We start from the raw sequence: 25312 nt of genomic DNA, 5'->3' as shown, positions 1-25312 counted from the left end.
TCACATCCGGTGGCTGCGTGCATGCGAGCCTTCCGATGAACAACCGCAGGACCTGGATCATTGCCGCAATCGTTGTACTTCTTGCAGGCGGCACCGGTGGGTGGCTGTTCGCCGAAGGTGATGATGCCGCGCTGATCACGGCCCCGGCAAGGGTGGCGGACCTGGAAAAGACTGTGCAGGCAGTCGGCCGGGTCAACCCCAAGGAACTGGTGGCGGTGGGCGCGCAGGTGTCGGGCCAGGTCACGCGCCTGCATGTGGTGCTGGGCCAGCGCGTGCACGCTGGCGACCTGATTGCCGAAGTGGATTCGCAGCCGCAGCGCATCGCCCTGCGCAGCGCCGAAGCGGCTGCCAACACGCTGCGTGCCCAGCACGCGGCCAGCCAGGCGCGCTACGCCCAGGCCATCCGCGTGTATGAGCGCCAGGCGCAGCTGGTGGTGTCGCGGCTTGTTTCGCAGGAAGGTTTCGAGACCGCACGGGTGGCGCGCGAAGCGGCGCGCTCGGACGTGGCAGCGCTGCAGGCCCAGATCGACCAGGCGGTGACCCAGGTGGAAACCGCGCGGATCAACCTGGGCTACACCCGCATCGTCTCACCTTCCGACGGCTACATCGTGGCCATCGTCACCAAGGCCGGGCAGACGCTGAACTCGATGCAGACCACGCCGACCATCGTGATGCTGGCACAGATGGACACGATGACGGTTCGCGCCGAGATCGCGGAGGCCGATGTGGAACTGATCGCGCCTGGCCAACCCCTGTGGTTCTCCACGCTGGGACCGGGCGGACGCCGCTACGAATCGCATCTGCAGCAGCTTGAACCTGCGCCGTCATCGATTGCCGACGTGGCCACCGGCAACACCGGTGGATCGGCGCAGACGCCTAAGGCGGTGTACTACGCCGGGCTGTTTGACGTGCCCAATCCGGGCCTGAAACTGAAGCCGTCGATGACGGTGAAGGTGATGATCCAGCTGGCGCGTGCCGCCAATGCGCTGCAGGTGCCGTTGACGGCAGTGTCCGAGCGCGACGACAAGGCGGGCAACCGCGCGACCGTCCAGGTGATCGATGCCAAGGGCCGTGCGCACGAGCGGGCGGTGACGACCGGCCTGCGCACCGCGACTGCGGTGCAGATCCTGTCCGGCCTCAAGGCGGGCGAGAACGTGGTGGTCGGGCAGGCGCCCAGCGGCGCGGAAGCCGAGCCCACCAGCCTGCTGGGGATGTGAGCATGGTCGACGCGCTGCTGGAACTGCATGGCGTATCGCGCGCCTATCGCTCGGCCGCCGGCGAGGTGGTGGTGTTGAAGGACGTGTCGCTGCGCATCGAGGCGGGCGAGTTCATCGCCATCATCGGCCCGTCCGGTTCGGGCAAATCCACGCTGATGAACATTCTGGGCTGCCTGGACCGGCCAAGCGAAGGCAGCTACCGGGTGCAGGGCGCAGCAACCGAGCAGATGTCACCGGATGAACTGGCGCACCTGCGTCGCGAGCATTTCGGCTTCATCTTCCAGCGCTACAACCTGATGGAGAACCTGAGCGCCACGGAGAATGTGGCGTTGCCGGCGGTCTATGCCGGCGTGGATGCCGATGCGCGCACCGCCCGTGCGCGCATGCTGCTGGAAACGCTGGGGCTGGGTGAGCGCACCACGAACCGGCCCAGCCAGCTGTCCGGCGGCCAGCAGCAGCGCGTTTCCATTGCGCGTTCGCTGATGAACGGCGGCGCCATCGTGCTGGCCGACGAGCCGACCGGCGCGCTGGATCATGCCAGCGGCCGGCAGGTGATGGCGGAACTCAAGCGCCTGCATGCGCAGGGCCATACCGTGATCCTGGTGACCCATGATGCGGCGATCGCCGCGCACGCCTCACGCGTGATCGAGATCGCAGACGGTCGGGTCGTATCCGACCGTGGTATGGGTGATCCTCCGGCAGCACGCAATGCTGCTGCCCACGAGCGCAGTCCAGAACCGGGCGCCGAGCGCCGCGCGCGCCTGGATGCAATCAGGGAAGCTGCACGGATGGCGGTACGTTCGATGCTGGCCCATCGCCTGCGCACCCTGCTGACCATGCTGGGCATCATCATCGGCGTGGCTGCGGTGGTGACCGTGGTTGCGTTGGGCAAGGGCGCACAGGCACAGGTCGAGTCACAGATCAACGAACTGGGTGCCAGTACGCTGGACATCTTCCCGGGCGCGGACTTTGGTGACCCGCGCTCGGCAGAGATCGAAACGCTGGTCGTGGACGATGCCGATCACCTGGCCGCATTGAGTTACGTAGACAGCGTAAGCCCCAACCTGAGCGGTTCGGTGGCGGCACTGCAGGGCAACCGGCGCGCCAACACACAGGTGCTTGGCGTGGGCGCTGATCTACCGCGTGTGCGCGGGCTGCGGCTGAAGGCGGGCCGGTTCTTCACCGATGCCGAGGTGGAGGCGCATCGCGCGGTGGGCGTGGTCGACCAGAAGGCGGCCAAGGCATTGTTCAACGGCAATCCGATCGGCGGCACGGTGCTGCTGGGCGGCATGCCGGTGGAAGTGATCGGCGTGGTCGGCCCCAACGCATTCGCCGGCGGAGCGACGCCGACGGTGTATGTGCCGTACACCTCCGCGTCCTCGCGCCTGCTTGGCAGCCAGCGACTGGAGAGCATCACCGTACGCGTGCGGGATGACGTGCCAACCACCGCCGCTGAGGCCTCGCTGGGCGCGGAGCTGCAACGCCTGCACGGCCGGCGTGATTTCTTCATCTACAACGCCGACCAGATCCGCAAGGCGGTGATGAAGTCCAGCCAGACCATGGCGGCACTGGTTTCGGCCATTGCAGCGGTGGCGCTGGTGGTCGGTGGCGTGGGGGTGATGAACATCATGCTGGTGTCGGTGAAGGAGCGCGTGCGCGAGATCGGTGTGAGGCTGGCGGTGGGTGCCCGGCAGGGAGACATCCTGCGCCAGTTCCTGATCGAGGCCGTGTTGATCTGCCTGTTCGGCGGCGTGCTGGGGGTGTTGTTCGCGTTGGCTGTGGGCGCTTTGTCCAGCCTGCTGTCGCTGGGGGTGCCGTTCCTGTTCACGCCTGGGCCGGTGCTCGCCGCGCTGGCATGTTCGTCTGCCATCGGGCTCGGTTTCGGCTACTTCCCGGCGCGCAGTGCCGCACAGCTCGACCCGATCCAGGCGTTGGCGGCGGAGTAGGGTCGCGCCCGCTGCGGGGAGAGTCTCAGGTTGCAGGTCGCGGGTGCGTGCGCACGCGTGCGCGCTCGCGGTACAGGCGACTGTCGGCGCGCTGCAGGGTGTCGGCCACCGACTCACCCGGGGCGTGGTGGGTCGCACCCAGTGAGAAGGGAGAGGGTGACCGACCGGCCTGCTGCGTATACCACTGCTCCAGCGCGGCCAACCGCCCCGGCTCCGGGCAGGTCAGCACCACCATGAACTCGTCGCCGCCCATACGCACTACGCTTTCCATTGCCCCCAATGGAGCGCGCAGGAAGGCGGCGAACTCGACCAGCACCGTGTCACCTCGCGCATGGCCCTGCGTATCGTTGATCTGCTTGAAATGATCCAGATCGAACATCAGGCAGGCCCAGGGTTGATCAACCAGCTCGTCCAGGCGCGGCAGGAAGCGGCGGTTGTAGCTCTGGGTCAGCGGGTCCTTGAAGGACATCTCGCGCAGCTGCTGCTCCTGCATCCGCAGTGCAGTCACATCCTGCGCATGGCCCAGCACATAGGGAGGGTTCGCCTCGCTGTCGAGCACGTTGTGATATGCCCAGAAATGGCGGGTGCCATCGGCGGCGATCAGTTCGATGACGCCGGCATCGGTGTGGTTGACCGTGATCCGCGCGAGATAGGCCTTGAATGCAGCACGCTTCTCGGGAGGCATCAGATCGCACAGGCTGCGCCCGATCATATGAGTCTCATCGAAGCCCAGCGACTGCACGGCCGCCGGGTTCACCGATGTCAGCACGCCCTCCAGCGTGTGCGTGCAGATCAGGCCGAGGCTGTAGTGGAACAGGCGCCGGTAGCGCGTCTCGCTCGCCTCCAGGGCATCCAGCGCGGCACGCTCCTCGGTGATGTCCTGGATGGCGCCGACCAGGCGAGGGTGCCCATCCACCTGCTGACGGCCACCGACCACCCGGGTCCAGATGGAGCGCCCATCGGCGGTGGTCATTGGCAGCTGCACTTCCCATGAGGTGCCTTCCTCGATGCAGCGCTGGACCGCGCTGCGGATGATGTTGCGACTGTCCTCCCGATAGAAGGACAGTGCGGTGTCGAACGTGGGTTGATAGTTGCCGCGCACGCCGTGGATCTGCTTGGTTTCGCGGGTCCAGCGCACTTCGTGGGAGAGCAGGTCCATCTCCCAGCCGCCCACCCGTGCCGCGCGGTTGGTGCGTTCCAGGAAGTCCTCGCTGCGTTTCAGTTCGCGGTGCAGTGCCTTGGCCTGGCCGACCTGTGCCATCAGGGTGCTGCGCTGTTCCAGCACCTGGGTGGTGACCCGCGCCAGATGCACCATCAGTTCGCGCTGCGAGGGCGACAGTACGCCCGGCATCGGATCGAGCAGGCACAGTGTTCCGATACGGGCGCCGTGCGCCGAGCCCAGAGGGATGCCAGCGTAGTGGCGGATGCGCGGCCCACCCGTCACCAGCGGATTGGTGGAAAAGCGTGGGTCCTGGCGCGCATCGGGTATCTCGAACAGCTCGTCCTGGCGTATGGCATGGGTGCAGAAGGAAATTTCGCGGGCCGTTTCGCTGACGCTTTCAAGGCCGATGTTGGCCTTGAACCACTGGCGGTCTTCGGCCACCACGCTGATCAGGCCCATGGTCAGGCCGGTCGCGGCGCGGGCCGCGGCGACGATGGCATCGAACACCGGCTCCGGGGGCGTATCCAACAGGTGCAGTCGTTCGATTTCGAGCAGTCGTTCGGCTTCGTCCATGGCGCTTTTCAGGGCTGGGTGGCGAGGGCGGTTGCGGCGGCTGTCTGACGCTACGCTAGTGCGCGCGCCGTTATGTATCGCCACGGCGGGGTGATGCCGATGTGAGGTGGGCGCGCTGGCTCAGTGTTGTTGGAGCGATGCCTGCAAGGCGGCGGCCAGCGCCGCGTCTCCGGATACCAAGTCCTGCCAGCGTAGGATGATGCCCTTGCGTCGCCCCTTCTCAACCAGCTTGAGGCCTTCGGGGTCCACGGTGAGGGTATAGGGGAGGCCATCAATGTGCACTTCGCGGCGCAGTGGTTTGTCGAGCGGGGTCATCATCGTTTCCTCGCAGGGGCGGAAGCGCGACGTGGCTGGATCGATACGTGACGGTGATCACGGATGTGCCATCGCCAGGGGAAATCAACAGCGCGGCTGATGCCGATGCGGGGCCCGACCACTGGATCCTCCGGGGGGCGCACGCCATCGCTGGCGATGACAATGCCGTGGCTGCCAGTCACCAGGTCGGCGCCGTCGAAACTGCGGTCCAGCCCGAAGGCCTGCGAGAGCTTGCCCGGCCCGCTGGCCAGATCGTGGTCGCGGCGCGCGGCGGGGCGCAGTTCGCGCATGCGCTCCAGGCCCACCAGCGGCTCGATGGCCCGCAGCAGCACCGCCACGCCTTCGCCCACTTTGCCGCAGACAACGTTGCTGCCCCAGTGCATGCCGTAGGTGAAGTAGACATACAGGTGCCCGGCCTCACCGAACATGCTGGCCGTGCGCGGCGTCTGCCCGCGATAGGAGTGCGCCGCCGGATCGGCGCTGCCCGCGTACGCTTCGACTTCAACGATGCGACCCGTTCGGCCATCGTCACGGACCAGAAGTTTGTTGAGCAGCTCGGGCGCAACCTCGACGGGCGGGCGCCGGTAGAAGCTGCGGGGGAGGATCTGAAGAGCGGCGGGCAACCAATCCGGCACGGTAGAGGCAGGCTCGGGCAAACGGTGATGGCACTGTGGCACCAAACAGGTGAAACGGGCGCAGACGCAGTGTCATTCCTGCGCAGGCGGAGCGACCAGTGCCGCGCGGCGGGAGGCATAGATCTCGGGCGTCTGCGGCTTGATGAACAGCGCCACCAGTTCCGGATATTCGCGCTTCACGGCTGATTCGATGCGGGTGATGCACGCCTCGATCTGGGGTGTCTTCCGGTCATCCTCGAATTCCGCGCTGAGCATGGCCACGACCTGTTCCGGGCCCATCTGCATGGTGGTCACGCCATTGGCGCGGCGCAGGTCCGGATCGGTTTCGGCCACGGCCATGATCCGCTCAGCCACCGCAGGATGGGCCGGCTCGCCCACCAGCAGTCCCTTGGTTTCGCGTGCGAGAAGAAAGGCGGTGGCGGCAAGCACGCCGGCGATGCACAGCGACGCCACACCATCAAGCACCGGCATGTCCAGGACCTGGGCGGCCACGAGCCCGATCAGTGCGAAACCCAGGCCCAGCAGGGCCGCGCTATCCTCCAGCAGCACGGTAAAGGTGGAAGGATCCTTGCTGCGGCGGAACGCTTCGAAGTAGCCGAGCTTGCCCTTGGTGCGCCGGAACTCGCGCAGCGCCACCCACCATGAGGCCCCTTCGAACAGGATGGAGATGCCCAGCACGCTGTAGCTCAACGCGTGGTTGGTGGCCGGCTCCGGCTGGCGGATGTGCTGGATACCTTCGTAGGCCGAAACGCCGGCGCCGGCAGCGAACACCAGCAGGGCGACGATGAAGCTCCAGAAGTACAGCTCGCGGCCATAGCCGAACGGATGTACCGGGTCCGGCGCCTTGCCGGCGCGGCGCAGCCCGTACAACAGCAGCACCTCGTTGAGGGTGTCGACCAGCGAATGCACGCCCTCGCTGAGCATGGCCGAGCTGCCGGAGATGCCGGCGGCGATGAACTTGGCGATGGCAATGGCCAGGTTGCCCGCGAGGGCGGCGTAGATGACCAGGCGGGAACCAGTGGGAGCGGACATTTCGGCGGCGGGGTGAGGCGGATTCCTGATCTTCCCGATCAGCGCGTGCCTACTGTGTGCACGATGCGATCAGTGCCCCTTGGGATTGAGATACAAACGTGCCCCATCCGATTCACGGTAGCCCGTCCAACGCCCACCTCCCGACGCGCGAAAACGCCCGAAGACCGTATTGCTGGTATCGGTCAGCAGCAGCTGGTTGCCCGACAGCACCCAGCGGTTGGCCGAGAAGAATCCGTCCGGGCAGCCGGCAGGCACGTAGGCGCTGTAGCCACCGAACCACTCACTGTTCTTCAGCTCGATGGTGCAGGTGCTGCCGTTCTCCTGGCCCAGCGTCCAGCTGCCGAACAGATCGCTGTCGCGCACATCGCGGTCGCCGCGGTGGCGGTCATGGCTCCAGTCGTCGTTGTCGTCGTGGAAACCGAAGCCGACGTCGATCTCTTTGCTTTCGCTGCGTGATTCGGACTGCGAGCTGCCGCTGGTGGTGGTCTGGGTGGTCACCGAGCCACTGGTCCGGGTCTCTGTGCTGCTCGATTGGGTGGCCTGGTCGGTGCGGGTGGTCTGTTCGCCGAAGCCGAACGAGGCGTCCTGGGCAAGGGCGGGCAGGGCCAGGAAGTACAGCGCCGACAGGCAGCTACAGGCAAGCAGGGCAGCCATCGCAGGATCCTCGGAAGGGTGGATCGCGCGAGTATCGAACCGGTGGGGTGGGAGACGGTGTGAGGGCGCGCCCTGAGGCAAGCCAGCCAAGGGTAGGTGCTGTCCGCTGAAGGGTAGTGCCGGCCGCTGGCCGGCTCCCCTTTGACGCTCAGAGACCGAAGGAGTGCCGGCCAGCGGCCGGCATTACCCGCAGCCAGGCGGCCTGGCTCTATTGATCGGGTTTCACCCTGACCACCCGTTTCCGGTACTCATACACATTGTCACCACGGATGCGCTTGTCCTCGGTGCCGGTGATCCGGTCGACCTTCTGGTCCGAACCGGTCACGGGCTGTGCCTCGATCTCGGTCTCGTGCTCGAAGGAGTGCGATTTGTCGGTGTTGCGGTAATAGCGGTACAGCGCCCAGTACAGCGCGGTCGCGCCGGCTGGGCCTGCCGCCAACAGCCAGAGGCCACTGTCGTCACTCATGTCGATGCCACCAGGAAGGCAATTGCGAGGGCTTCAATGATGGTGCCGGTGGCCAGTGCCGCCAGCAGCATCTTCCATTGCTGCACGGGCACGCTGCCCATGGTTTCGCCGGTACGGCCGTTCACTGCGATGTAGTGCAGCATGCCGCCGTTCCTGCCGGGCTGGTGGTACGAATACAACCACACCGGCAGGTACATCGACACCCAGCGGGTGCCATGCACCTCCAGTTGTTCCTGCTCCCAGCGCACGCCACGGTTATAGCGCTTCACCGAACCTTCCACCTGTGCGCGGGCAATTGACAGCAGCTGGTCTTCCAGTCGCGGCCGCAGCTTCTCCACGTCCAGGTTGCGCTTCTCCGAAGTGAAGCCAGCAAGGTACGAGGCATTCCACTTCACCGCGTTCTTGGTATCGAATGGCAGGATGGTGTTGATGATGTTGTTGGTGTTGGCGCGGATATCAAGATTCCCGCGCTCGGCCGAGGATTCCAGCGGAAGGTCATTCACGGTGAAATCGACCTGGCGTTCGACCTGGTAGACGTCGGCGTCATACAGGGTGCGCTTGTTTTTCTCGCTGCCCACGGTGTACTGCCGGGTCTGGATCTCGCCCTTGCCGGCCACAGCCGCGCTGACATTGCTGTCGACGATCATGTAGGGCAGGAACACGCCCACCACGTTCTCCGGGGTGAACTGATCCTTGAATGCCTTCAGCGCGAACATGCGGCGCTTGTCGACGAACTGGCGGATGCGCGCGACCGCATCGTCCTTCTTGATATGGAAGGGCAGCACCGCATCGGGCACCGCGCCGTTGGCGATCTGCTCGTTGACGCCGAAGACGTGGCGGCACCAGTGGCAACGCGCCGTCATCGTACTCTCGGTATTGACCGTGACTTCTGCGCCGCACCCGGTGCATTTGAACGTCATCAGTGCCGAGGTGTCGGCATCGATGTCACGCGCACCGGAGGCGATGACCGTACCGCGCAGCTGGTCGATGGCTTCGCCAAGGCCGAATTCTTCCTCGACCCGCGCGCCATGCCATTCGTGACGGCAGTACAGGCAGACCAGGATATCGGTCCCGGCTTTGGGCCGGATGTCGGTGGCGCCGCACTTCGGGCAGCGGTTGAGACCGTCCTTCAGCTCGCTGGCCGAGGTATCGATGGCCACAGGATCGGGCGCTTCCACTTCATCGCGGATGGCCTGGGGCAGTTTGGAGGTGTCCAGCGGGAAGCTGCCGGGCAGGGGAGGGACGTCCTGCGGCGAACCGGGCCCATCCAACGACGCCGCCGGCAGGGGTGGCGGCGTCGCGGGCGCGGATCCGGGCAGCGGCGGTGGGCCGTTTCGGGGATCGGACATGTTGGGTGTACGTCCTGCCGTTACAGGCCCAGTGCCTTGGCCTTGAGCGCGTCGTAATCGCTCTGGGTGATCAAGCCCAGATCGAGCATTTCCTTGGCCTTCTTCAGCTTGGCGACCGGATCGTCGGCCGCCGGGGTGACCGGCTGCTGCATGCCGCCGACACCGAACATGCCAGATGCCATACCGACACCGACCAGACCTGCCGCGCCGCCGTTTTCGCCGGCCGACTGGATGCCCTGGGCGACGCTGGCCTGCAGGTTGGAATTGCCGCGCGAACCGGACAGCGCATCGGCGCGCTGCACGGTCTTCAGCAGCTCGCGGGTGTTGGCGTCGTACTCGATCGAGACGATGGCGGTCTTGACGATGGCCAGGCCGCGGTCGGACTTCCACTGGTAACCCTGTTCGACGGCGGCCGACAGGCTCTGCGCGAAGCCCAGCGAGTCCTGCTGCAGCTTGGTGATGCGGTTGCCCTTGCCCGGATCGTTGGTATACAGGCTGAAGGCCGGCGCCAGCGAACCGACCACTTCATTGAACAACTGGCTGGCGGCGGCGTTGTCCAGATCGGTGAAGTCGAACACCTGGCCCGGCTGCAGGTAGCTGGCCGGCACGAAGTTCTTCACAAACAGGATCGGGTCGACGATCTTCAGCGTGTACGAGCCACGGGTGACCGCGCCTACCTGGGTGTTGAGGAAACCGTCGTCCCAGTAGATTTCCGACTGGGTGCCGAAGCGGTTGTCCGGCAGTTCCTTCAGCGAGACGAAATAGGCCGCCTGCTGCGAACCCGGCTGGCCGCCGAACTTGAAGCGTTCCCAGCTCTGCTTGATGAAGGTGCTGACCAGGCCGTCGCCGGCGAAGATCGACTGCGAGTTCAGATCGTCCGAGTGCCACTCGTAGCCACCCGGTTCGGCGACGAACGCGGTGATCGCGCCGTCCTGGAACAGCAGCAGGCCGTAGCCCTCCGGCACGATGATCTTCGAGCCGTTGCTGATGATGTTGGACGAGCCGCTGGTGTTGGAGCCGCGGCCGGCGTTGGTGCCCTGCGGCACCGCCGCGAACAGGGCGGCCGTGGACGGCAGGCCCGCCGGCACGGTGTAGAAGTCCTTCCACTGGTCGGCCAGCACACCGCCAACCGCACCCTTCACCGCCTGTACCAGACCCATGACCAACTCCCTGTGATTCGAGGGCAGGCACCATGCCTGCCGAGCTGGACTGAATATAGCAGTGGCCGGGGGCAGCTGTGGTGCCGGTGGGTGAATGCCGTCGGTGCCTTCGATCGCTTGCGCCGAGATCGGCTCAGCGCGTCCGGGCAGTAGATTGATCTGGCATTCAGGCGCACCACCGGGACATAATCAGCCTGCCTCAAATAAGGCAATATGAACTTCAGAGTATCAACGGAAGAACAGGGGGATTCATGGATGTTATTCGCGTTCTGGTTGAAGAGCCTTCCGAGGGCAATGTAAGAAACGGCCTGGCATCGATGCGCTCCGGCATGGCACGTGTGGTTGAAGTAGGTGCCATGGAAATGGACGATAGTGTCCGAAAGATGGCCGATCATTTCTCGAAGATGCTGGAGGATGGCTTTCTGGCGTCGACTTCAGTCGTTGTGGACGAAATCGAACTTTCGTTGGCCGTAACTGCAAGCGGCGGCGTTGAACTGCTCGGGAAGTTCTCGGCCGGAACCCAGGCGGGGCTCAAGCTCAAGCTCAAACGGAAGGGCTGATGGGATGAGCACTCAAGCCAGCAGTTTCATCGAACGTCGGAAGCAGGAACAGGATCACCCGCTCGGAAAAGTGCGTCCCGAACTGATCGCTGAGATTGCCGAGGAGCTGGAACTACCTGTGGCAACTGGCTTGCCAGATGCCATCTGCCGGGTTCAGATGGTTCTTCAAGATCTGCGGCCGCTTCTTCCGGAGTCCATCATCAGCCGCCTTGACGATGGCCGGATCTCAGCTGCGGAGATCTGCGAGCACAACCCTGCCGTATACGTCCAGACGTTCCAGGACGGGAGTTACGGCATCGTGGTGACCTCAGCGCTCCCCGAGTACCTCTATCGGGTCGCAAGACCTCTTTCCAGTGCGCTCATTCGTCTTGAAAGCAATCCTTCCATGGGGCTTGAGCTTGACGAGCTGGCACGCATTCTCAGCGAAATTGTCTGGTGGCAGTGCGAGGGCAGTTTCGGTCCTGACTACGAAATCTCAAAGCATCAGCGCATCTATGCCAGCGAGCTCGCCATGCGTGCTCAGCGTTTTCTGGTTGCACATGAACTCGCGCATGTGATGTGTGACGTCGAGGATAAGCTGCGAGAGGAGCGGCCAGAAGCCGTCGGCGCCGTGGAGGAGGAGCTTGTCTGCGACTACATCGCGGTGCAGCTCTCGATGCACGCCAGTTTGGCGCGTAATGATGATCCGAATTTCCACATGCTCAGCTATGCCGCTGCGGAGTTCGCGCTGCAGTCGTGGTCCTTGATGGAACGCCTGGGCGATCGTGCGGCTGATGCCGGCACTCATCCTGCTCTCCCCGATCGGCTTGCGGCGATGCGAAGGGCTCTGCGCGATTGCTGTGAGGATGACGCGGCGTTCGAACAGATCGTCTTGGTTGCAGATCTGATCGATAGTGCGTTCTCCAGGGCTGCTGATCTGCTGCCAGACATCGAAGTGCGGTTCTCCGCCGAGGCCAATGCATTCGCAGACGACATCCATGCACTGCTTGATGAGTGCTCACTCGAAGACGTACCTGACTACGCCCGATTCCGGGAAGAGATCAGGCCCATTCTGGGACGTGGTTATCCGGTGAAGCTTGTCGAGGCAGTGCTGAGTCCGGTGATCGATGGATTCTTCCTCGCGAATCGATCGGGATCGCCTGAATTCTCTGATGAAGAGATCAAGCGGCGCTTTCGCCGGATGAAGCTCCTCTATAGTCTGCAGGGAAACTATTCAAAGCCGATGGACACACTTCTGGAGTGTGTATTCAGCCGATACCGATAATGAGGGCAGGGCAGCCGGCCCAGCCATGCCGATGACTGGCTGGGACGAGCTGGTCAAGTAGCTACAACATGTACGGAATCTTGAACGCCAACGTGAAGTCCGGCGCATCCGGGGTCAGCCCGATGCCCAGCAACGTCACCAGCGTGGTGTGCTGGTTCAACGCATAGGTCACGCCCAGGTTCAGTGATGCCGCATTGGCGTCACTGCCGATCACCTTCATCCACTTGCCACCCTGGAAGCGGGTGGAGGCGCGGGCGCTGACGCGGTCGCTGAAGGACAGGCTCAGGCTGGTCCGCTCGTTGAATGCGAAGGCAACACCTGCACCGAAGTACACCGAGCCGCCCAGCTTCACGTCGCCTGGATTGACCGTATCCGGATTGCTGTCGATGTCGCTGAAGCCGCGAGGGATGGAGTGCACGTACCCGATGTTGGCGAACAGGATGGCCGGGTCAGCGGTCTTCACCATCGACAGGCCGAGGTTGGCCTGCCATACGCCGTTGCCGGTGGGCTGCTCGCGCGGCACGGCGAAGCGGATGTAGTCGTCGTCATCGCGTTCGATCACCTTCCAGTCCAGGCCGTAGGGCGCGCGCCCGGTGGGGGCGGTGACACCGGCCGTGAGCACGGTCTCCGGGCGCCAGCCGCGTTCGCCGAACAGCCGGTAGTTCGCGCTCAGTGCAATGTCGCCCAGGCCATTGCCGTTGGTCTGCTCCTGCGCGATGGCGGCCGCTGCACCGCCGGCGCCGCCTTTCTGGTATACGGTGCGCCGCGCCAGGTAGGGCACATCCAGGTTGAGGGTCAGGTTCGGGCTGACGCCCCAGCGGGCCGCCACGTTGTAGGTCAGCGAGTCGGACTCCACGTTCTCGATGGCGATATTGCCGAGGAAGATGGCGTCCAACGCGAGGAAGCCGTTGAGGGTGAGCTGCTTGCGGTCGTAGCGGGCGTAGGTGAGGCTGTTCTCGACGGTGAAGCGCCGGGAGAACAGGGCCGATTGCTGCTGCTTCACGTCGTCCACGCTGCGCCGCGACTCCTGCTTGGCCTGCTGGGCCTCAGCGGCGGTACTGGCGTAGCCCTCGCTGCCTGGTGGAACCGCGGCGGCCGCCGCCTGCGCCAATGGCGCGGCCGGTGGGGTCGAGGCTGGGCCAACCCGCCCGCCCAGGCGGGCCTGCATGGCCTGCACCTGCATGTCCAGTTCGCGCAGCCGCCGCACTTCCTGGGCGTAGTTGGCTTTCAGCTGTTCCAGCTGGTTGGCCAGGGCCTGCACGTCTGCGCCATCGACAGGCGTCGGCGGCGCGGCAAGGGCGGTGCCCGCCAGCGCCGCCAGCGCCAACGGGGTGATCCTCATCAGGGTGTGCATGTTCGTGTCCTGCGTTGTGGAGCGTTTCCCCCAATGCCAGGCCCTGCTACTGGCCCGGCCCCATGCCGCGGTTCAACGCAATCGCCTGGGCCACGTTCTGGCTCAACGGCAGGTTGCCGCCCACGGCGTTGCGCACCAGCTCCAGCCGCAGCTGGTTGCTGGCGATCTGGCCGTCACCAGCGAGGGCGATGCCCTGGCCGACGCTGCCATTGCGGATCCACTGCTGCACCAGCCCCTGGCCATCCACCTGCAGCAGCAGGCGTGCCTGGTTGCCTTCCAGCACGGCCGTCGCGCTGGCGCCGGCCTGCTGCGCGGTGATGTTGCCTGCGCCATCAGAGAGAACAGCCGGCACGCCACCCTCGCGGACGGTCAGCGTGGTGACGTTGCGCGCGACATTGCCATCGCCGGCCACCTGCACGCTCTGCACCAGGCCGCTGGCATTGGCCAGGCCGCTGCTGTCGATGCTGCGTCCGTGGGTATCGGGCAGCGGCGCATCGGCTGCCGTGACATGCACGCTGGGCTGGAAGCTGAGCTTCGGCGCGCCACCACCACGGAAGTCCATGCCCAGGGTCAGGCTGCCCTGCAGGGTCGTGCCGTTGCTGGCCTGCCACTGCGACACCATGGTGACCCCGAACCAGGCAACGTTGTTGCCACCCACGGTGTAGCGCCCCCGCATCAGGCTCAGCTCCGGGTCGGGGATTTCCGTGAGTCCACGCCCGGTCCTGCCGTCGGCGGCCTGCAGGGGCAGGGCAGGGGCCATCAGCAGCAGCGCCATCCATACGTGTTGACGGAACATGGTCGTACCTCCTCAGAACAGGTCGGCGTGGCTGAAGCCGAAGTCGACCAGTTCGGCATCGGTGATCGGCCCTTGCCGCGCATAGAGCGCGCGGGCACTTGGCCGTTCGCTGGGTTGCAGAAGAACGGTGTTGCGATCGAAGTCGCTGCCGATCACCACGAAGACCGCGCGAGATGGCCAGGCAGCCAGGAACTCCGGCAGCGCCAGGCTGCGGTTGCCGAGGATCGGGTCGGCCACTTCCACGATGCCGTTGCGCACCTGCTTGAGCACCACGAAATGGCGGAAGCCGCGCACGTCCATCAGCACCAGTCCTGGCACGCGAAGGGTGCGCAGTCGTGTTTCATCGATGCGGTAGCCCCGGCCACGCATGCCCAGCGATTCCACGTAGCGCTTGATGTCGAGCAGGGAGAAGCCGCGTTCGGCCACCAGCGCTGGATCGGAAACCCCCATCATTCCTTCGATCACCGTCGCTTCGTCGGTCTGCAGGTGATAGGCATGGCGCAGGATGGTCGCCAATGCGGCCGCCCCGCAGCTGTAATCGGTGTGCTGGCGCACCACGTTGCGGTAGCGCCGCTCCTGCATGCTTTCCACCTTCTGCCGCAGCAGCGCGCCGTTGGGCAGCACGCCGGCGAAGTGGACCTCGCCGGCCCACGCCGATGCGGTGCCCAGCAGCCACAGGCAGGCCAGCAGGCGCATCGATGGAGGGCAACGGATCATCTACGTTCTCCGGCAGCAGGGGGGAGCCCCCGTTCCAAGGGGGAGGAGGAACAGGGGCTCCCGGGGACCCGGCCATTGGCGGACGGCCGGGGTGTTGCGCTTACTCGCCGCTGCCACCACCGCCGCCGGTGCTGGGCTGGGCCACTGCCAGGGCAAGGCTGTTGGCCTGCAGGTTGCCGGTGCCGGAAGCCACGTTCACGCCGATGTTGCCGGAGGCGCCCGAGAAGGCACTGCCGGACAAGGCCGAGGTGTTGCTCGCATTGACGTTCACCCAGCGCGTGGTGCTGACCGTGCCGCTGAGGCTGGCATACAGGTCAGCCACGCCCAGTTCGACGAACTGGCTGGTGCCACTCTCACGCGTATCGAAGCCCAGGCCGCCCACCCCCGGCCGGTTGGGGTTCATCGTGGCGTTCTGGATCTGGTTGTCCAGATCGATATGGCCGGTGCTGTTGCCACCCGGGTGCGGCAGCTCGCCACTCCACGTATCCAGGTAGTAGTTGGCCATCTGGTAGGCGTTGCCGGTGCCGCGGTAGGTGCCCGCGCCATAGGCCAGTGTCAGGCCGCTGACGCCGCCACGCATGCCGACCTGCACGGTATCGGTGTAGGACTGCACGAAGCCGGCGTTGCTGACCGTGTTGCCGGTGGAGACCTGGTTGGAGCTGATGCTCGACTGGGCCACCGCCGTGGTCGCTACCGACGCCGCGAGCGCGTTCTTCTGCTCATTGTTGTTGCCCGAGGCGATGTTCACGCCGATGTTGCCGGACGCGCCGCCAAAGGCGTTGCCGCTGAGACCTGCGGCGTTGGTGACACCGGAGTTCATTGTGGCGTTGCCGAAGCCGGCCTGGTTGACGAACACCTCGGCGTCGGCCATGCCGAAGCTGAAGGACGCATCGGCCGCAGATAGTGAGGCCGCGTTGTCCTGCGCATTGTTGTCGCCGGAGACGACATTGAAGCCCAGATTGCCCGAGGCACCGGCGCCGACGCTGTCACCGATCGACGCGCTGTTGGTGATCAGGCTGTTGCTGGTGGCGTTGTTGCTGATCGACTGCCGGTTGTCGATCACGGCAATGGCCGCCGAGTCGAGGTCGATGTCGCCGGTGATGTTCGGGTCGCCGGAGAAATTGATGTCGGTGCTCAGGCGGAGGTCCTTCTCCAGGTTCACGTCGACGCCGTGGTTGTTCTTTTCCTTGCGTTCGTCGGCTTGGATGTTGCTGTGCTTCTGCACATTGACGTTGACGGTGCGGTTGCGCACGTCGTTGTCGGTGTGGTTGTGCGTGTCGTTGCGGGTCTCGCTGACGGTGTGGTTGTGGTTGATGTTCGCGTTGGCGTTCTGGTTGTCCCAGCCATTGGCCGCAGCGGCGGTCGAGGCAGTGGCAATCGCCATGGCGAGCATGGTCTTTTTGACGGTCGCTTTCATGGTGCCCTCTCTCTCATCAGGTGGTGCATCGGTTGGGTGGTTGTCACGGGCGGTCCTGCACGACCAGGCCCAGTACGTTGGCCGTGTCGTTGCCGTTGCCCGCGATCTGATTGAGTTGCAGGACCCCGTCGAATCCCCGCAGTGCGGTGCTGGCTACACCGGCGCTGCGGGTGCCCGTCGCGACGCCGCGACCGGTGTCGTCCCGCCCCCCTGCCAACGCGGAACCCTCGGCGGCCAAGGCCGTATCGTCGGTTTCGCGTATGCCCTGTCGGGCCAGCGTCGCGCTGACGACGTTGAGCGTCGTGTTGGCGATGCCGCTGGCCTGGTTGATGGATGCGATGCCACTGGCACCGGCCAGTGCGTCACCGCCAATGAACGCGGTGGCCTGCAGCGGCCCGGACAGCACGCGGTTGCCCTGCTGCAGTTGCCGGGCATTGATCGCCACGTCGGCGCGATCGCCCTTGGCGATACCCCGCAGGTTGGCCTGCACGTTGAGGTCGCCGGCGGCCTGGTTGACGGCGATGGCACCCGTCGCCCCGGCCAGTGCGTGGCCGTCGATGCGGGCCACGTCGAGATAGGCGAGCATGCCGCCGTAGTCATCGGCCCGGGTCGCCCAGGGCACGGCAGCGAGCAGCAGAAGCAAGCCGTGCAGGGCCTTCATTTTCCACCTGCCGGGGCCGTGCCCTGCAGGGGGAACTGGGCCAGTGCGCCGCGCACGGTATCGGCGATACCGCGGGTGTTGCTGCCGACCGCACCAAGCGGACCGCTCATGGCGCCCCCGAGGTCGCTGCCGACCATGCCATCACCACCGCGGCCAAGCGTGCCGCCCAGGGCCTGCTGGGTGACCCGTTCAACCGTAGTGCCGCCCGGTGTCGCGACGGACGCTGCCTGGCCGGCACCCATGCCGGCATAGTCCTCATCGCTCAACTCGTCCATGCCGTTCGTCGTGCCACCGGCGCCCAATGCGGTGGCGATCTCGCGCTGTGGCTTCGGGTCGGCAATCAGCGCCATGCCCGGTGGTGCCATGCGATAGGCCGGCCGCGCGGATACGTCCCGCAACAGGACGATTTCGCCCGGCTGTGCCTTCACGCCCTGGCGGGCGCCGGACGCGGATGCGCCCGCGCCAACCAACAGCAGGGCGATTGCCAGTGCTGCGGCCAGGCAGCGAATCAGGGTGGTGCCGTCCATGCCGATCTCCCGCGGTGGGTGCGGCGGAACCACGCATCAACCGTGCCAACCTGGAAGTGCCCACCCGCCAATGTCGGGACCGTGCAGCACCTGACCGTGCTGCTGCCACGGTGTTACAGGCACGTCGCGGAATCGTTGGGATTTCGAAGCCCCAGGCACCGCGGGGCAAGGGCGGCGGGCAACTGTCGCATGGGTGTTACAGGTGGCGCCGCCGTCTGCAACGGTGCCGGTTCAGCCACGAATTTCTTGACGCATTGCTCATTGCGCTGCCGTTTAGGGAAGCGCTAGGATCCGCCCAACAAAGGCCGCCCCGGTGGCCGTAGAGGTCCCGGCGGGGGGGCGGCACGCCGGCGATTGCCTGACAGTCCGCCGACGGTGTCCGGATGCTGGGGGAAGCATGGCAGCGGTCCCGGAGGCTTCTACGTCACGTTGCGTGCTCTGGTTTGGCGAGCCGTTGGCGAACGAGCGCAGTGCGCTGGCGGCAGCAGGCTGGTATGTGCGCAGCATCCATCCCGATCCCGCCATGGCGATAGGCCTGCGTGGGCGCGATCGATTGCTCGCCGTACTCGATCTGCGCCATCTCGATGCGGCGTCGCTGCAGCTGCTGGCACCGTGGATCGAGCAGCACCAGCATCTGCCCTGGCTGGCGGTACTGCCACCGGGCGCCGGACCCACATCGCCGGCCTGGCTGCCGTTGCTGCAGCGATGTGGCGCGCGCTTCACGCTGCCGTTCGGCCTTCAGGACCTGGTCTGCGCAATGCGCCAGCAGTTCGATGCGGATGATCCGCCTGTCGATGCAACCTGCAGTGGGTATGGACCGCATGCACTGATTGGCGAAAGCGCTGCGCTGCATGCGGTGCGCACGGTGCTGCACAAGTTCGCGCCGGTGGAACTGCCGGTGCTGGTCACCGGCGAAACCGGTACAGGCAAGGAACTGGCTGCACATGCGCTGCATGCGCTGTCGGGGCGCGCCGGCAGGCCTTTCATTGCGGTGAACTGTGGTGCGATTCCGGCCAGCCTGGTGCAGTCGGAGCTGTTCGGCCACGAACGTGGCTCGTTCACCGGTGCCGACAAGCGGCAGATCGGCGTGTTCGAATCCGCCCATGGCGGTACGGTGTTTCTTGATGAGGTAGGCGATCTGCCGGCAGAAGCGCAGACCAGCCTGCTGCGCGTGCTGCAGGAGGGAACCTTCGAGCGCGTGGGCAGCAGCCAGCCGCTGCGCGCGGACGTGCGGGTACTTGCCGCGACCCACGTCGAACTGGAACACGCGGTGGCGCAGGGGCGGTTCCGCAGCGATCTCTACTACCGCCTGAACGTGCTGCGCCTGCCGATGCCACCGCTGCGCGAGCGCGGTGCCGACGTGCAGCTGCTGGCCGAGCACTTCCTGCGCTGCTTCCGGTTGCGCCACAGCGTGCGTGCACGCGGCTTCGCACCGGCCGCACTGCAGGCGATGCGGCGCTTCGACTGGCCCGGCAACGTACGCGAACTGCTGAACCGTGTGCAGCGTGCAGCGATCATGGCCGAGGGCGAGCTGATCAGTGAGCGTGACCTGGAGCTGGGCGCATTGGCAGCGGTCCTGCCCGCGGCGATGCTGCACGACGCGCGCGGCCAGGCCGAGCGCGATGTACTACTGCAGACCCTGCGCCAGACCGGCTACAACGTCTCCGAGTGCGCGCGGCAGATGCAGATATCGCGGGTCACGGTGTATCGCCTGTGCCGCAAGCACCGGTTGGAACTGCCTGCACAGCGCTGATCAGCCGGCCGCCAGGTGCTTGAACAGGCGCAACGGTTTGCCCGCGACGCGCTCGATCACGCCCTTGGCTTCCAGGTCCAGCTGCACGGCCTTCAACCACCAGCCGGCGGTCGCACCTGCCGGGAACAGCGCGGCGGGCAGGTGTGGCAGCAGTGCCTGTTTCGCCTGCGCAACGGTCAGGCCGGGCGGTTGCGCAGGCAGCGCCCGCAGCAAGGCATGGCGCATGGCGAGGTACTTGGCGCGATCCACGCGCTGGATGTGCCCGGGCGTGGTGATGCTTTCGATCTCGATCCGTCCGGGCTCAGGCATGGGTATCTCCCGCGACCTCGATGCGTGGGCTGCGGAAGCCCATGGCGATCCACGCCTTCATCAACCGGGCATAGAAGCGCAGCGACCGGGTCTTCAGGTTCGGCACATCGTCAGGAAGCACAGACGCATCAGGAAGATCACTGACCATGGTCCGCATCTCCACGGCAGGTCTTGTCGATGCCGGCCACAACAGGCCATACAGGCTCAGCCAATGGCCGCCGCTGAACTCCAGGAAGAGCGGCGTATTGCAGCAGCCCGCCAGCACGCGGCGGCTGCCGCCCCTGCTGGACAATCGCAAGGCACGCAGCATGGCATGCCCGGCATCGATGCTGACGCGATCCTTGCGGTGCATTACAAAGAGCGTCTGGCCGTGCGGGCCCAGCACGGCCGGTGCTCGGGGCATCGACTGCAGCATGGCGCCGGCCTTGCGGCAGCTGTCGCAGCAGCATTCGACGGTGGCAATGGGTTGGCCCGTGGCGGTCAGGCGTACCTGGCCGCACGCGCATGCAAGCGACTGATGGGAGGGCATCTGCATTTTCTCCTGGGGCATTCATCCTCTCGACGAACCAGCGCGCTGGAAATCGACACCACCTGCCCTCAAGGTCGCGACATCTGGTAGCGGATGCGGTACAGGTCCAACCCTGCACCGTCTGCGCGCCGCGCCGAATAGGTCAAGGTGCCGGGTTGCGAGCCATCCAGCATCGCGCCGTAGCTGTCGCCGGAGGCCTCGTTCAAGGGCGAGGGCAATGCATGGCCTGCGTCATAACGGCCTCCACGCGCGTAGGCAATGAACTGGCGCACCGGTGCACTGCCGAAGTCCTGGGCGCGGGCAAACACCACCGTGCGGCCGTCACCGAGGAAGGTGGCATCGAACTCCTGCGCTGCGGTATTGAGGTCTCCCGGCAGCGGCCGTGCCGGCTGCGCCATGCCACGGACCATCGCTGCAATGTAGAGGTCATGACCACCCGCACCGCCTGCGCGATCGCTGGAGAACAGCAGCGTGGCTGCGTCCGGCGAGAGCATCGGTGCGAACTCATCGGCCGCGCTGTTCACTGCGGGACCAAGATTGACCGGCTCCCCGAATCGACCGTCGCTCCCCATGCTGACCCGATACAGATCGTCACCGCCCTGGCCACCTGCGCGATCCGAACAGAAATACACCACGCGGCCATCGGCGGAAAAGGCGGGATCGAAGTCGCGCCCCGGCGGGTTGAACGGCACCGGCGTCGCCGGCCGCCAGCGCTGCCCATCGTTGCGGGAGACCCAGATGTCATACCCGCCCGGTCCGCCGGGCCGGTTGCGGCTGAACCACAGTGCGGTTTTCCCGTCCGGACTCAAGGTCAGTCGAATCTCGTCGTATTGCGTGGATGCAACGCCCGGGGCAAAGCGCTCGGCGGGGCCGACGATCCGCAGCACCCTTGATGGAGACGCGGGAGGCGACGCAGCAACCAGCAGCATCACGGCCAGCAGCGCCTTCATGCCTGTCGCTCGAAGTCGCTGACCCAGTTTGTTTCCCAGCTGCGCCCACCATCGGCCGAGGCCGCCTGTTCCCAGCGCGCCGAGCGCGGGGTAATGCGTGACCAGATCACCCGCGTCTGGATGGATCGACCGTCGTGCTGGTCTTCGCCGAAGAAGCGGCCGACACCAGCCTGGAAACCACCACGCAGTGGCGCGCCGATCCGGGTCGGCTCGCGGCCATCCAGCCACCAGCTCAGCCAGTGCCGCTCCGCCGCATTCCAGGCACGGATGCCCATGCCGCGCAGCGGTGCTCCAGGCACGTCCATCAGGTTGTCTCCCACGTTGCCGAATCCTCCCAGGACCGGCCAGTTGTGCAGGGTGCCGTTGAACGCGTCCCACGCATCGCTGCCTGCCAGCCGAGCGCGCAGGCGACGATGGCGCACGTTCCAATGGCCCACCAGGAAATCAAAGTCGCCCGGTGCATCCGGCAGCTTCGGAAGCGGAGAGGGGGCCGCAGCAGTTCGGCGGAACCAGTTGCGCCAGTTCACTTCCCAGTGCGCACCGGCATCGTCGGAGAACGCCTGTTCCCACCACGGCTCCTCGCCGTGGATGTCATGCCAGCGGAACCACACATCGATGGGGCGCCCGTCGATCCGGTCGGTGCCACGGAAGCTGCCGGCATCGCCCTCGAAGCCCCCGCGCACGGGGGCTTCGATATGGGCAGGATTGCGGCCATCGATCCACCAGATCGACCACGTGGAAGACACTGGATCAAATGCACGCACGCCCAGCCCCCTGTAGGGGCCCGAAGGCAGCGCCATGACGTTGTCATCAATGGTGCCGAGCCCGCCCAGGGTGAGCCAGACCGCGCTGGAGCCGGTGAAAGACTCCCAGAGGGTATCGCCCACCAGGCGCTCCTTCAGGCGCTGGTGCCGGACCCGCCAGTTGCCCTGCAACCATGTCCAATCTTCGCTGTGGCTGGCCAGGGCCCACCCGGAGGGCAGGGCGGTGGACGCTGCCGCGGCGGCCAAAGTGGCCAGGAACTGCCGTCGATCCATGTGCGTGATCCCCTACCGAACGTGCCTCCATCGTTGCGGGCACGAGGGGGGATTGACCACGCAGATATCGGGACTCAGGCTAAGCCACACTTATGGTGACCCAACGCCAGCTTCCGTCGCTTGCCGCCATCCGTGCCTTCGAGGCGGCGGCGCGGCTGGGCAGCTTCGCGCGTGCCGCCGAAGAGCTCGACACCAGCGCGGCATCGGTGAGCTACCACGTGCGGCGGCTGGAGGCCCAGACCGGTACCTGCCTGTTCCTGCGCCATGCACAGCACGTAGAACTGACGGCGACGGGGGCCAGCGTCGCGCAGGAGGCCACCCGGGCATTCGATGCACTGCGCGCCAGCTTCATGCGCGCCGCAGACATGGATGCGGCGCGACTGCGCCTGTCCGTGCTGCCCACGCTGGGCACCAGTTGGCTGACGCCGCGGCTGGGCACGTTCCGCGCCCGCCACCGGCAGTTCGTGCTGGAGCTGGACCTGTCGGCAGAGCCGCAGGATCTGGCCGCCGGTCACTTCGATGCGGCCATCCGCAATGGCCAGGGTGAATGGCCAGGTCTTCAGGCAACTCCCTTGTTTCCCAGCGTGTTCACACCGTTGTGTGCGCCGGCGCTGCTGCCAGCGGCCCGTGGGCTGGGCAGCAGCGCGCTGGAAGTTCCCCTGCTCGGGCGGCCGGACTGGTGGGCCCTGTGGTTTGCAGCGCACGGTCACATTCCACCGCCGGCACCGGGGAGTTTCGTCACGCCCTTTGCCGTCGAGCATCTGGATGTCGGCGCCGCGATCGCGGGGCAGGGCATCGCCATCGGTTCGCCGATCCTGTTCCAGACCGAGCTGGATAGCGGGCGCCTGGTGCAGGCGCATCCGGGTGTCGCCAGCGACGGTCGCAGCTTCTGGTTCGTGGCACCCACGGCGCGAAGTGGCAGTGCCAAGGTCATTGCATTCCGTGACTGGCTGGTCGAGCAGGCCGCCGCGGCGCGGCGTGCGGCACGTCATTACCTGTCCCACGTGGTGATGCCATGAACCAGAGCCCCGAACTGCTGCGGCGCCTGCTGCGTGCCAAGGACCGGATGGATCGGGCCAGCCATGAGGAATGGCCTGTCGCGCGCCTGGCTGAGGTCAGTGCAGTGTCGCCAGCGCACTTCGCCCGCTCGTTCAAGCAGGCCTTCGGGCTGCCGCCGCACCGCTATCTGCTCAGCCGCCGCATCGAACGAGCGGTGGCGCTGCTGCGTGATACCGATCTGGCGGTGACCGAAATCGCCGCGCAGACCGGGTGGCGCAGCCTGGGCACCTTTGGCCGCATCTTCCGTGACATCACCGGTGACAGCCCGGGCACTGTGCGCGAGCGTGAGCGTGCAGCCCAGGCGGCGTCGGCCAGTGTGCCGGAATGCCACGCACGCGCCGCGCAGCGCCCGGACCTGAAGATCGCAGTTTTGGAGAAGCGCCGCCGTGAGGTGGTTGCTAACGTGGACCCCACCTGAGGGAGGTCCCATGACCAATTCTGTGAACACGGTCGGCCTGTATGTGCGCGACCAGGATGAGGCGCTGGCGTTCTACGTCGGCAAGCTCGGTTTCGAAGTGCATACCGACGTGCGCAATGGCAGCTACCGCTGGCTGACGGTACGCAGCCCAGGCCAGGACGGTTTCCAGCTGGGCCTGTTCGTGCCGGGTCCACCCACCCACGATGCGGCCACCGCGCTTTCGCTGCAGCAGCTGGTGGCCAAAGGCGCAATGCCGCCCCTGGTGCTGGCTGTGGATGACTGCCAGGCGCGTTACACGCAGTGGTTGGCACAGGGCGTGGAATTCACCCAGGAGCCGATCGAGCGCTTTGGCGCCGTCGACGCCGGATTCCGCGATCCATCGGGCAATGGCTGGAAGATGATCGAAGCCCGTTCCGAAGCGAGGCGCCGGCAATGAGCCGCGGTGGCTGGGCACGGCCCGTGCATCGTTGGACCTCGATCGTGTTCACCCTGGCGGTGATCGCCAACTTCGTGGTGCGCGGGCTGGGGCAGGGCGAGCCTGCGGCGTGGATCACCTATTCGCCGCTGCCGCCGTTGTTCCTGCAGCTGTTCACCGGGTTGTACCTGTTTGCGCTGCACTACAGCGGCAGGTGCCGCAGCGCCGGGCAGGGCGCTGCGGGTTGACGCCGGGTCAGGCGGCAGCGTCGGCGGTGTAGGCCGCCAGCAGTGCGGGAAGATCTTCCATGCGCTGGAAGATCACCTGGGCACCGGCCGCGCGCAGAGCCTCGGGCGTGCTGTGGTGCGGGCCGCCCTCGCTGAAGCCGAACACGGTGGCACCTGCGGCCACACCGGCGGTCGCACCGGTCACGGTGTCTTCAATGACCGCGCAGCGCTTCGGATCCACACCCAGCGCGGCAGCGGCCGCCAGGTAGACGTCCGGGTGCGGCTTGGTGTTCGGCATGTCCTGGCCGCTGTAGACGTGGTCGCCGAAGGCATCGAGGATGCCGACCTTGCCCAGCTGCAGTTTCACCTTTAGCAGATCGGCGCCGGAGGCGCAGGCGATCCGCCCACCGGTGGCCGCAGCGATCGCACGCACGGCCTCGGGTGCCCCCTGGATCGCTTCCAGGTCACGTTCCAGTGCCCGGTTGCGCTGCTGGCGGAACTCTTCAAGCCACGCCTCGGTGAACGGCTTGCCGGTGCGTTCTTCGATCAGTCCGGCCAAGTGGGCAACGGATTGGCCAAGGAAGACTTTACCCGCCTGTGCCGGAGTCAATGGCCAGCCACGTTCGGTCAGCATCTCGGAGAGGACGCGGGCCACCAGCGGCTCGGAATCAACCAATACGCCGTCGCAGTCGAACAGCACGGCATCGAAGGGAAAACGGGACATCTACAGCTCCAGGGGGCAATGCGGTGGTGCAATTGCCCGTCATTTTCCCACAGCCATCCTTGCGTGGCACCCGCGCAGGATGCCAC

28 protein-coding genes are annotated in these 25312 nt (G+C 66.0%); 9 read left to right on the top strand and 19 right to left on the bottom strand.

The features are described 5' to 3' along the window. Window positions 1–35 precede the first annotated feature (35 nt). The gene (locus ACZK4Z_RS11940; RefSeq protein ID WP_478450845.1) at window positions 36–1217 is read left to right on the top strand and encodes an efflux RND transporter periplasmic adaptor subunit; all 1182 of its coding nucleotides are present in this window, start codon (window positions 36–38) and stop codon (window positions 1215–1217) included. Between the two features lie 2 nt (window positions 1218–1219). Next, complete coding sequence (locus ACZK4Z_RS11935) at window positions 1220–3163, top strand: MacB family efflux pump subunit (protein WP_430370147.1); 1944 nt, start codon at window positions 1220–1222, stop codon at window positions 3161–3163. Window positions 3164–3188: 25 nt separating this feature from the next. Here ACZK4Z_RS11935 and ACZK4Z_RS11930 read toward each other — a convergent pair whose 3' ends face one another. The 8 genes from ACZK4Z_RS11930 to ACZK4Z_RS11895 all read right to left on the bottom strand — a co-directional run bounded on the left by ACZK4Z_RS11930 (window position 3189) and on the right by ACZK4Z_RS11895 (window position 10509). Continuing rightward, the gene (locus ACZK4Z_RS11930; RefSeq protein ID WP_430370145.1) at window positions 3189–4898 is read right to left on the bottom strand and encodes a sensor domain-containing diguanylate cyclase; all 1710 of its coding nucleotides are present in this window, start codon (window positions 4896–4898) and stop codon (window positions 3189–3191) included. Between the two features lie 120 nt (window positions 4899–5018). Further along, window positions 5019–5213 (bottom strand): hypothetical protein, encoded by a 195-nt coding sequence (locus ACZK4Z_RS11925; RefSeq protein WP_134957701.1) that lies wholly within the window; start codon window positions 5211–5213, stop codon window positions 5019–5021. Further along, window positions 5213–5848 carry a DNA-3-methyladenine glycosylase gene (locus ACZK4Z_RS11920; protein WP_171954557.1) on the bottom strand — a complete coding sequence of 212 codons (636 nt, stop codon included), beginning with the start codon at window positions 5846–5848 and terminating at the stop codon, window positions 5213–5215. The genes ACZK4Z_RS11925 and ACZK4Z_RS11920 overlap by 1 nt, the downstream gene beginning before the upstream one ends. 72 nt (window positions 5849–5920) lie before the next feature. Beyond that, window positions 5921–6880: a cation diffusion facilitator family transporter gene (locus ACZK4Z_RS11915; RefSeq protein WP_430370142.1), complete on the bottom strand. Its 960-nt coding sequence runs from the start codon at window positions 6878–6880 to the stop codon at window positions 5921–5923. A gap of 69 nt (window positions 6881–6949) precedes the next feature. Continuing rightward, complete coding sequence (locus ACZK4Z_RS11910; protein ID WP_049455165.1) at window positions 6950–7534, bottom strand: AprI/Inh family metalloprotease inhibitor; 585 nt, start codon at window positions 7532–7534, stop codon at window positions 6950–6952. A 208-nt stretch (window positions 7535–7742) separates the two neighbouring features. Then, window positions 7743–8000 carry a hypothetical protein gene (locus ACZK4Z_RS11905; protein ID WP_049409605.1) on the bottom strand — a complete coding sequence of 86 codons (258 nt, stop codon included), beginning with the start codon at window positions 7998–8000 and terminating at the stop codon, window positions 7743–7745. Next, window positions 7997–9349 carry a TFIIB-type zinc ribbon-containing protein gene (locus ACZK4Z_RS11900; protein WP_171954348.1) on the bottom strand — a complete coding sequence of 451 codons (1353 nt, stop codon included), beginning with the start codon at window positions 9347–9349 and terminating at the stop codon, window positions 7997–7999. The genes ACZK4Z_RS11905 and ACZK4Z_RS11900 overlap by 4 nt, the downstream gene beginning before the upstream one ends. A gap of 20 nt (window positions 9350–9369) precedes the next feature. Then, a complete protein-coding gene (locus ACZK4Z_RS11895; RefSeq protein WP_171954347.1) occupies window positions 9370–10509 on the bottom strand; it encodes an SPFH domain-containing protein in 1140 nt (379 codons plus the stop codon). 251 nt (window positions 10510–10760) lie between these two features. Between ACZK4Z_RS11895 and ACZK4Z_RS11890 the strand changes: the two genes are divergently transcribed. Then, window positions 10761–11069 carry a Pepco domain-containing protein gene (locus ACZK4Z_RS11890; RefSeq protein WP_049433520.1) on the top strand — a complete coding sequence of 103 codons (309 nt, stop codon included), beginning with the start codon at window positions 10761–10763 and terminating at the stop codon, window positions 11067–11069. Between the two features lie 4 nt (window positions 11070–11073). Continuing rightward, on the top strand, window positions 11074–12333 hold the full coding sequence (locus ACZK4Z_RS11885) for a hypothetical protein (RefSeq protein ID WP_430370138.1): 1260 nt from the start codon (window positions 11074–11076) through the stop codon (window positions 12331–12333). 61 nt (window positions 12334–12394) lie between these two features. Here the strand turns inward: ACZK4Z_RS11885 and ACZK4Z_RS11880 are convergent, their stop codons facing one another. From ACZK4Z_RS11880 to ACZK4Z_RS11855, 6 genes are all read right to left on the bottom strand, one after another. Next, complete coding sequence (locus ACZK4Z_RS11880; protein ID WP_171954345.1) at window positions 12395–13687, bottom strand: transporter; 1293 nt, start codon at window positions 13685–13687, stop codon at window positions 12395–12397. 46 nt (window positions 13688–13733) lie between these two features. Continuing rightward, window positions 13734–14483, bottom strand: a complete 750-nt coding sequence (locus tag ACZK4Z_RS11875) for a hypothetical protein (RefSeq protein ID WP_126561197.1) — start codon at window positions 14481–14483, stop codon at window positions 13734–13736. A gap of 12 nt (window positions 14484–14495) precedes the next feature. Then, window positions 14496–15200 carry a C39 family peptidase gene (locus ACZK4Z_RS11870; RefSeq protein WP_049455169.1) on the bottom strand — a complete coding sequence of 235 codons (705 nt, stop codon included), beginning with the start codon at window positions 15198–15200 and terminating at the stop codon, window positions 14496–14498. A 100-nt stretch (window positions 15201–15300) separates the two neighbouring features. Further along, window positions 15301–16617, bottom strand: a complete 1317-nt coding sequence (locus ACZK4Z_RS11865) for an adhesin (protein WP_171954343.1) — start codon at window positions 16615–16617, stop codon at window positions 15301–15303. A gap of 43 nt (window positions 16618–16660) precedes the next feature. Next, window positions 16661–17278 (bottom strand): hypothetical protein, encoded by a 618-nt coding sequence (locus ACZK4Z_RS11860; RefSeq protein ID WP_171954342.1) that lies wholly within the window; start codon window positions 17276–17278, stop codon window positions 16661–16663. Continuing rightward, entirely contained in the window at window positions 17275–17805 is a 531-nt protein-coding gene (locus ACZK4Z_RS11855) for a hypothetical protein (RefSeq protein ID WP_126561199.1), read from the bottom strand. The genes ACZK4Z_RS11860 and ACZK4Z_RS11855 overlap by 4 nt, the downstream gene beginning before the upstream one ends. Before the next feature lie 397 nt (window positions 17806–18202). Between ACZK4Z_RS11855 and ACZK4Z_RS11850 the strand changes: the two genes are divergently transcribed. After that, window positions 18203–19558: a sigma-54 dependent transcriptional regulator gene (locus ACZK4Z_RS11850; RefSeq protein ID WP_171954341.1), complete on the top strand. Its 1356-nt coding sequence runs from the start codon at window positions 18203–18205 to the stop codon at window positions 19556–19558. Here the strand turns inward: ACZK4Z_RS11850 and ACZK4Z_RS11845 are convergent, their stop codons facing one another. The 4 genes from ACZK4Z_RS11845 to ACZK4Z_RS11830 form a co-directional block, all read right to left on the bottom strand. Next, window positions 19559–19867, bottom strand: coding sequence for a DUF6958 family protein (locus ACZK4Z_RS11845; protein ID WP_019337410.1), 309 nt, complete (start codon window positions 19865–19867; stop codon window positions 19559–19561). Next, a complete protein-coding gene (locus tag ACZK4Z_RS11840; RefSeq protein WP_171954340.1) occupies window positions 19860–20402 on the bottom strand; it encodes a GFA family protein in 543 nt (180 codons plus the stop codon). The genes ACZK4Z_RS11845 and ACZK4Z_RS11840 overlap by 8 nt, the downstream gene beginning before the upstream one ends. A 62-nt stretch (window positions 20403–20464) precedes the next feature. Further along, complete coding sequence (locus ACZK4Z_RS11835; RefSeq protein WP_171954339.1) at window positions 20465–21346, bottom strand: TolB family protein; 882 nt, start codon at window positions 21344–21346, stop codon at window positions 20465–20467. Continuing rightward, window positions 21343–22383: a hypothetical protein gene (locus ACZK4Z_RS11830; RefSeq protein WP_430370133.1), complete on the bottom strand. Its 1041-nt coding sequence runs from the start codon at window positions 22381–22383 to the stop codon at window positions 21343–21345. Before ACZK4Z_RS11830 ends, ACZK4Z_RS11835 begins: the two co-directional genes overlap by 4 nt. Window positions 22384–22475: 92 nt before the next feature. Between ACZK4Z_RS11830 and ACZK4Z_RS11825 the strand changes: the two genes are divergently transcribed. The 4 genes from ACZK4Z_RS11825 to ACZK4Z_RS11810 are packed head-to-tail and all read left to right on the top strand — an operon-like array spanning window position 22476 to window position 24523. After that, the gene (locus ACZK4Z_RS11825; protein ID WP_430370131.1) at window positions 22476–23402 is read left to right on the top strand and encodes a LysR substrate-binding domain-containing protein; all 927 of its coding nucleotides are present in this window, start codon (window positions 22476–22478) and stop codon (window positions 23400–23402) included. After that, window positions 23399–23860, top strand: coding sequence for a helix-turn-helix domain-containing protein (locus ACZK4Z_RS11820; RefSeq protein ID WP_171954337.1), 462 nt, complete (start codon window positions 23399–23401; stop codon window positions 23858–23860). Before ACZK4Z_RS11825 ends, ACZK4Z_RS11820 begins: the two co-directional genes overlap by 4 nt. A gap of 10 nt (window positions 23861–23870) precedes the next feature. Continuing rightward, window positions 23871–24296 carry a VOC family protein gene (locus ACZK4Z_RS11815; RefSeq protein ID WP_049409630.1) on the top strand — a complete coding sequence of 142 codons (426 nt, stop codon included), beginning with the start codon at window positions 23871–23873 and terminating at the stop codon, window positions 24294–24296. After that, on the top strand, window positions 24293–24523 hold the full coding sequence (locus ACZK4Z_RS11810) for a hypothetical protein (protein WP_019337402.1): 231 nt from the start codon (window positions 24293–24295) through the stop codon (window positions 24521–24523). The genes ACZK4Z_RS11815 and ACZK4Z_RS11810 overlap by 4 nt, the downstream gene beginning before the upstream one ends. A gap of 7 nt (window positions 24524–24530) precedes the next feature. Here the strand turns inward: ACZK4Z_RS11810 and ACZK4Z_RS11805 are convergent, their stop codons facing one another. After that, window positions 24531–25226: an HAD family hydrolase gene (locus ACZK4Z_RS11805; RefSeq protein WP_010485561.1), complete on the bottom strand. Its 696-nt coding sequence runs from the start codon at window positions 25224–25226 to the stop codon at window positions 24531–24533. Window positions 25227–25312 lie beyond the last annotated feature (86 nt).

This window comes from Stenotrophomonas sp. 71799_Sma (assembly GCF_056482505.1).
This window is presented reverse-complemented; position numbering and strand designations above follow the sequence as displayed.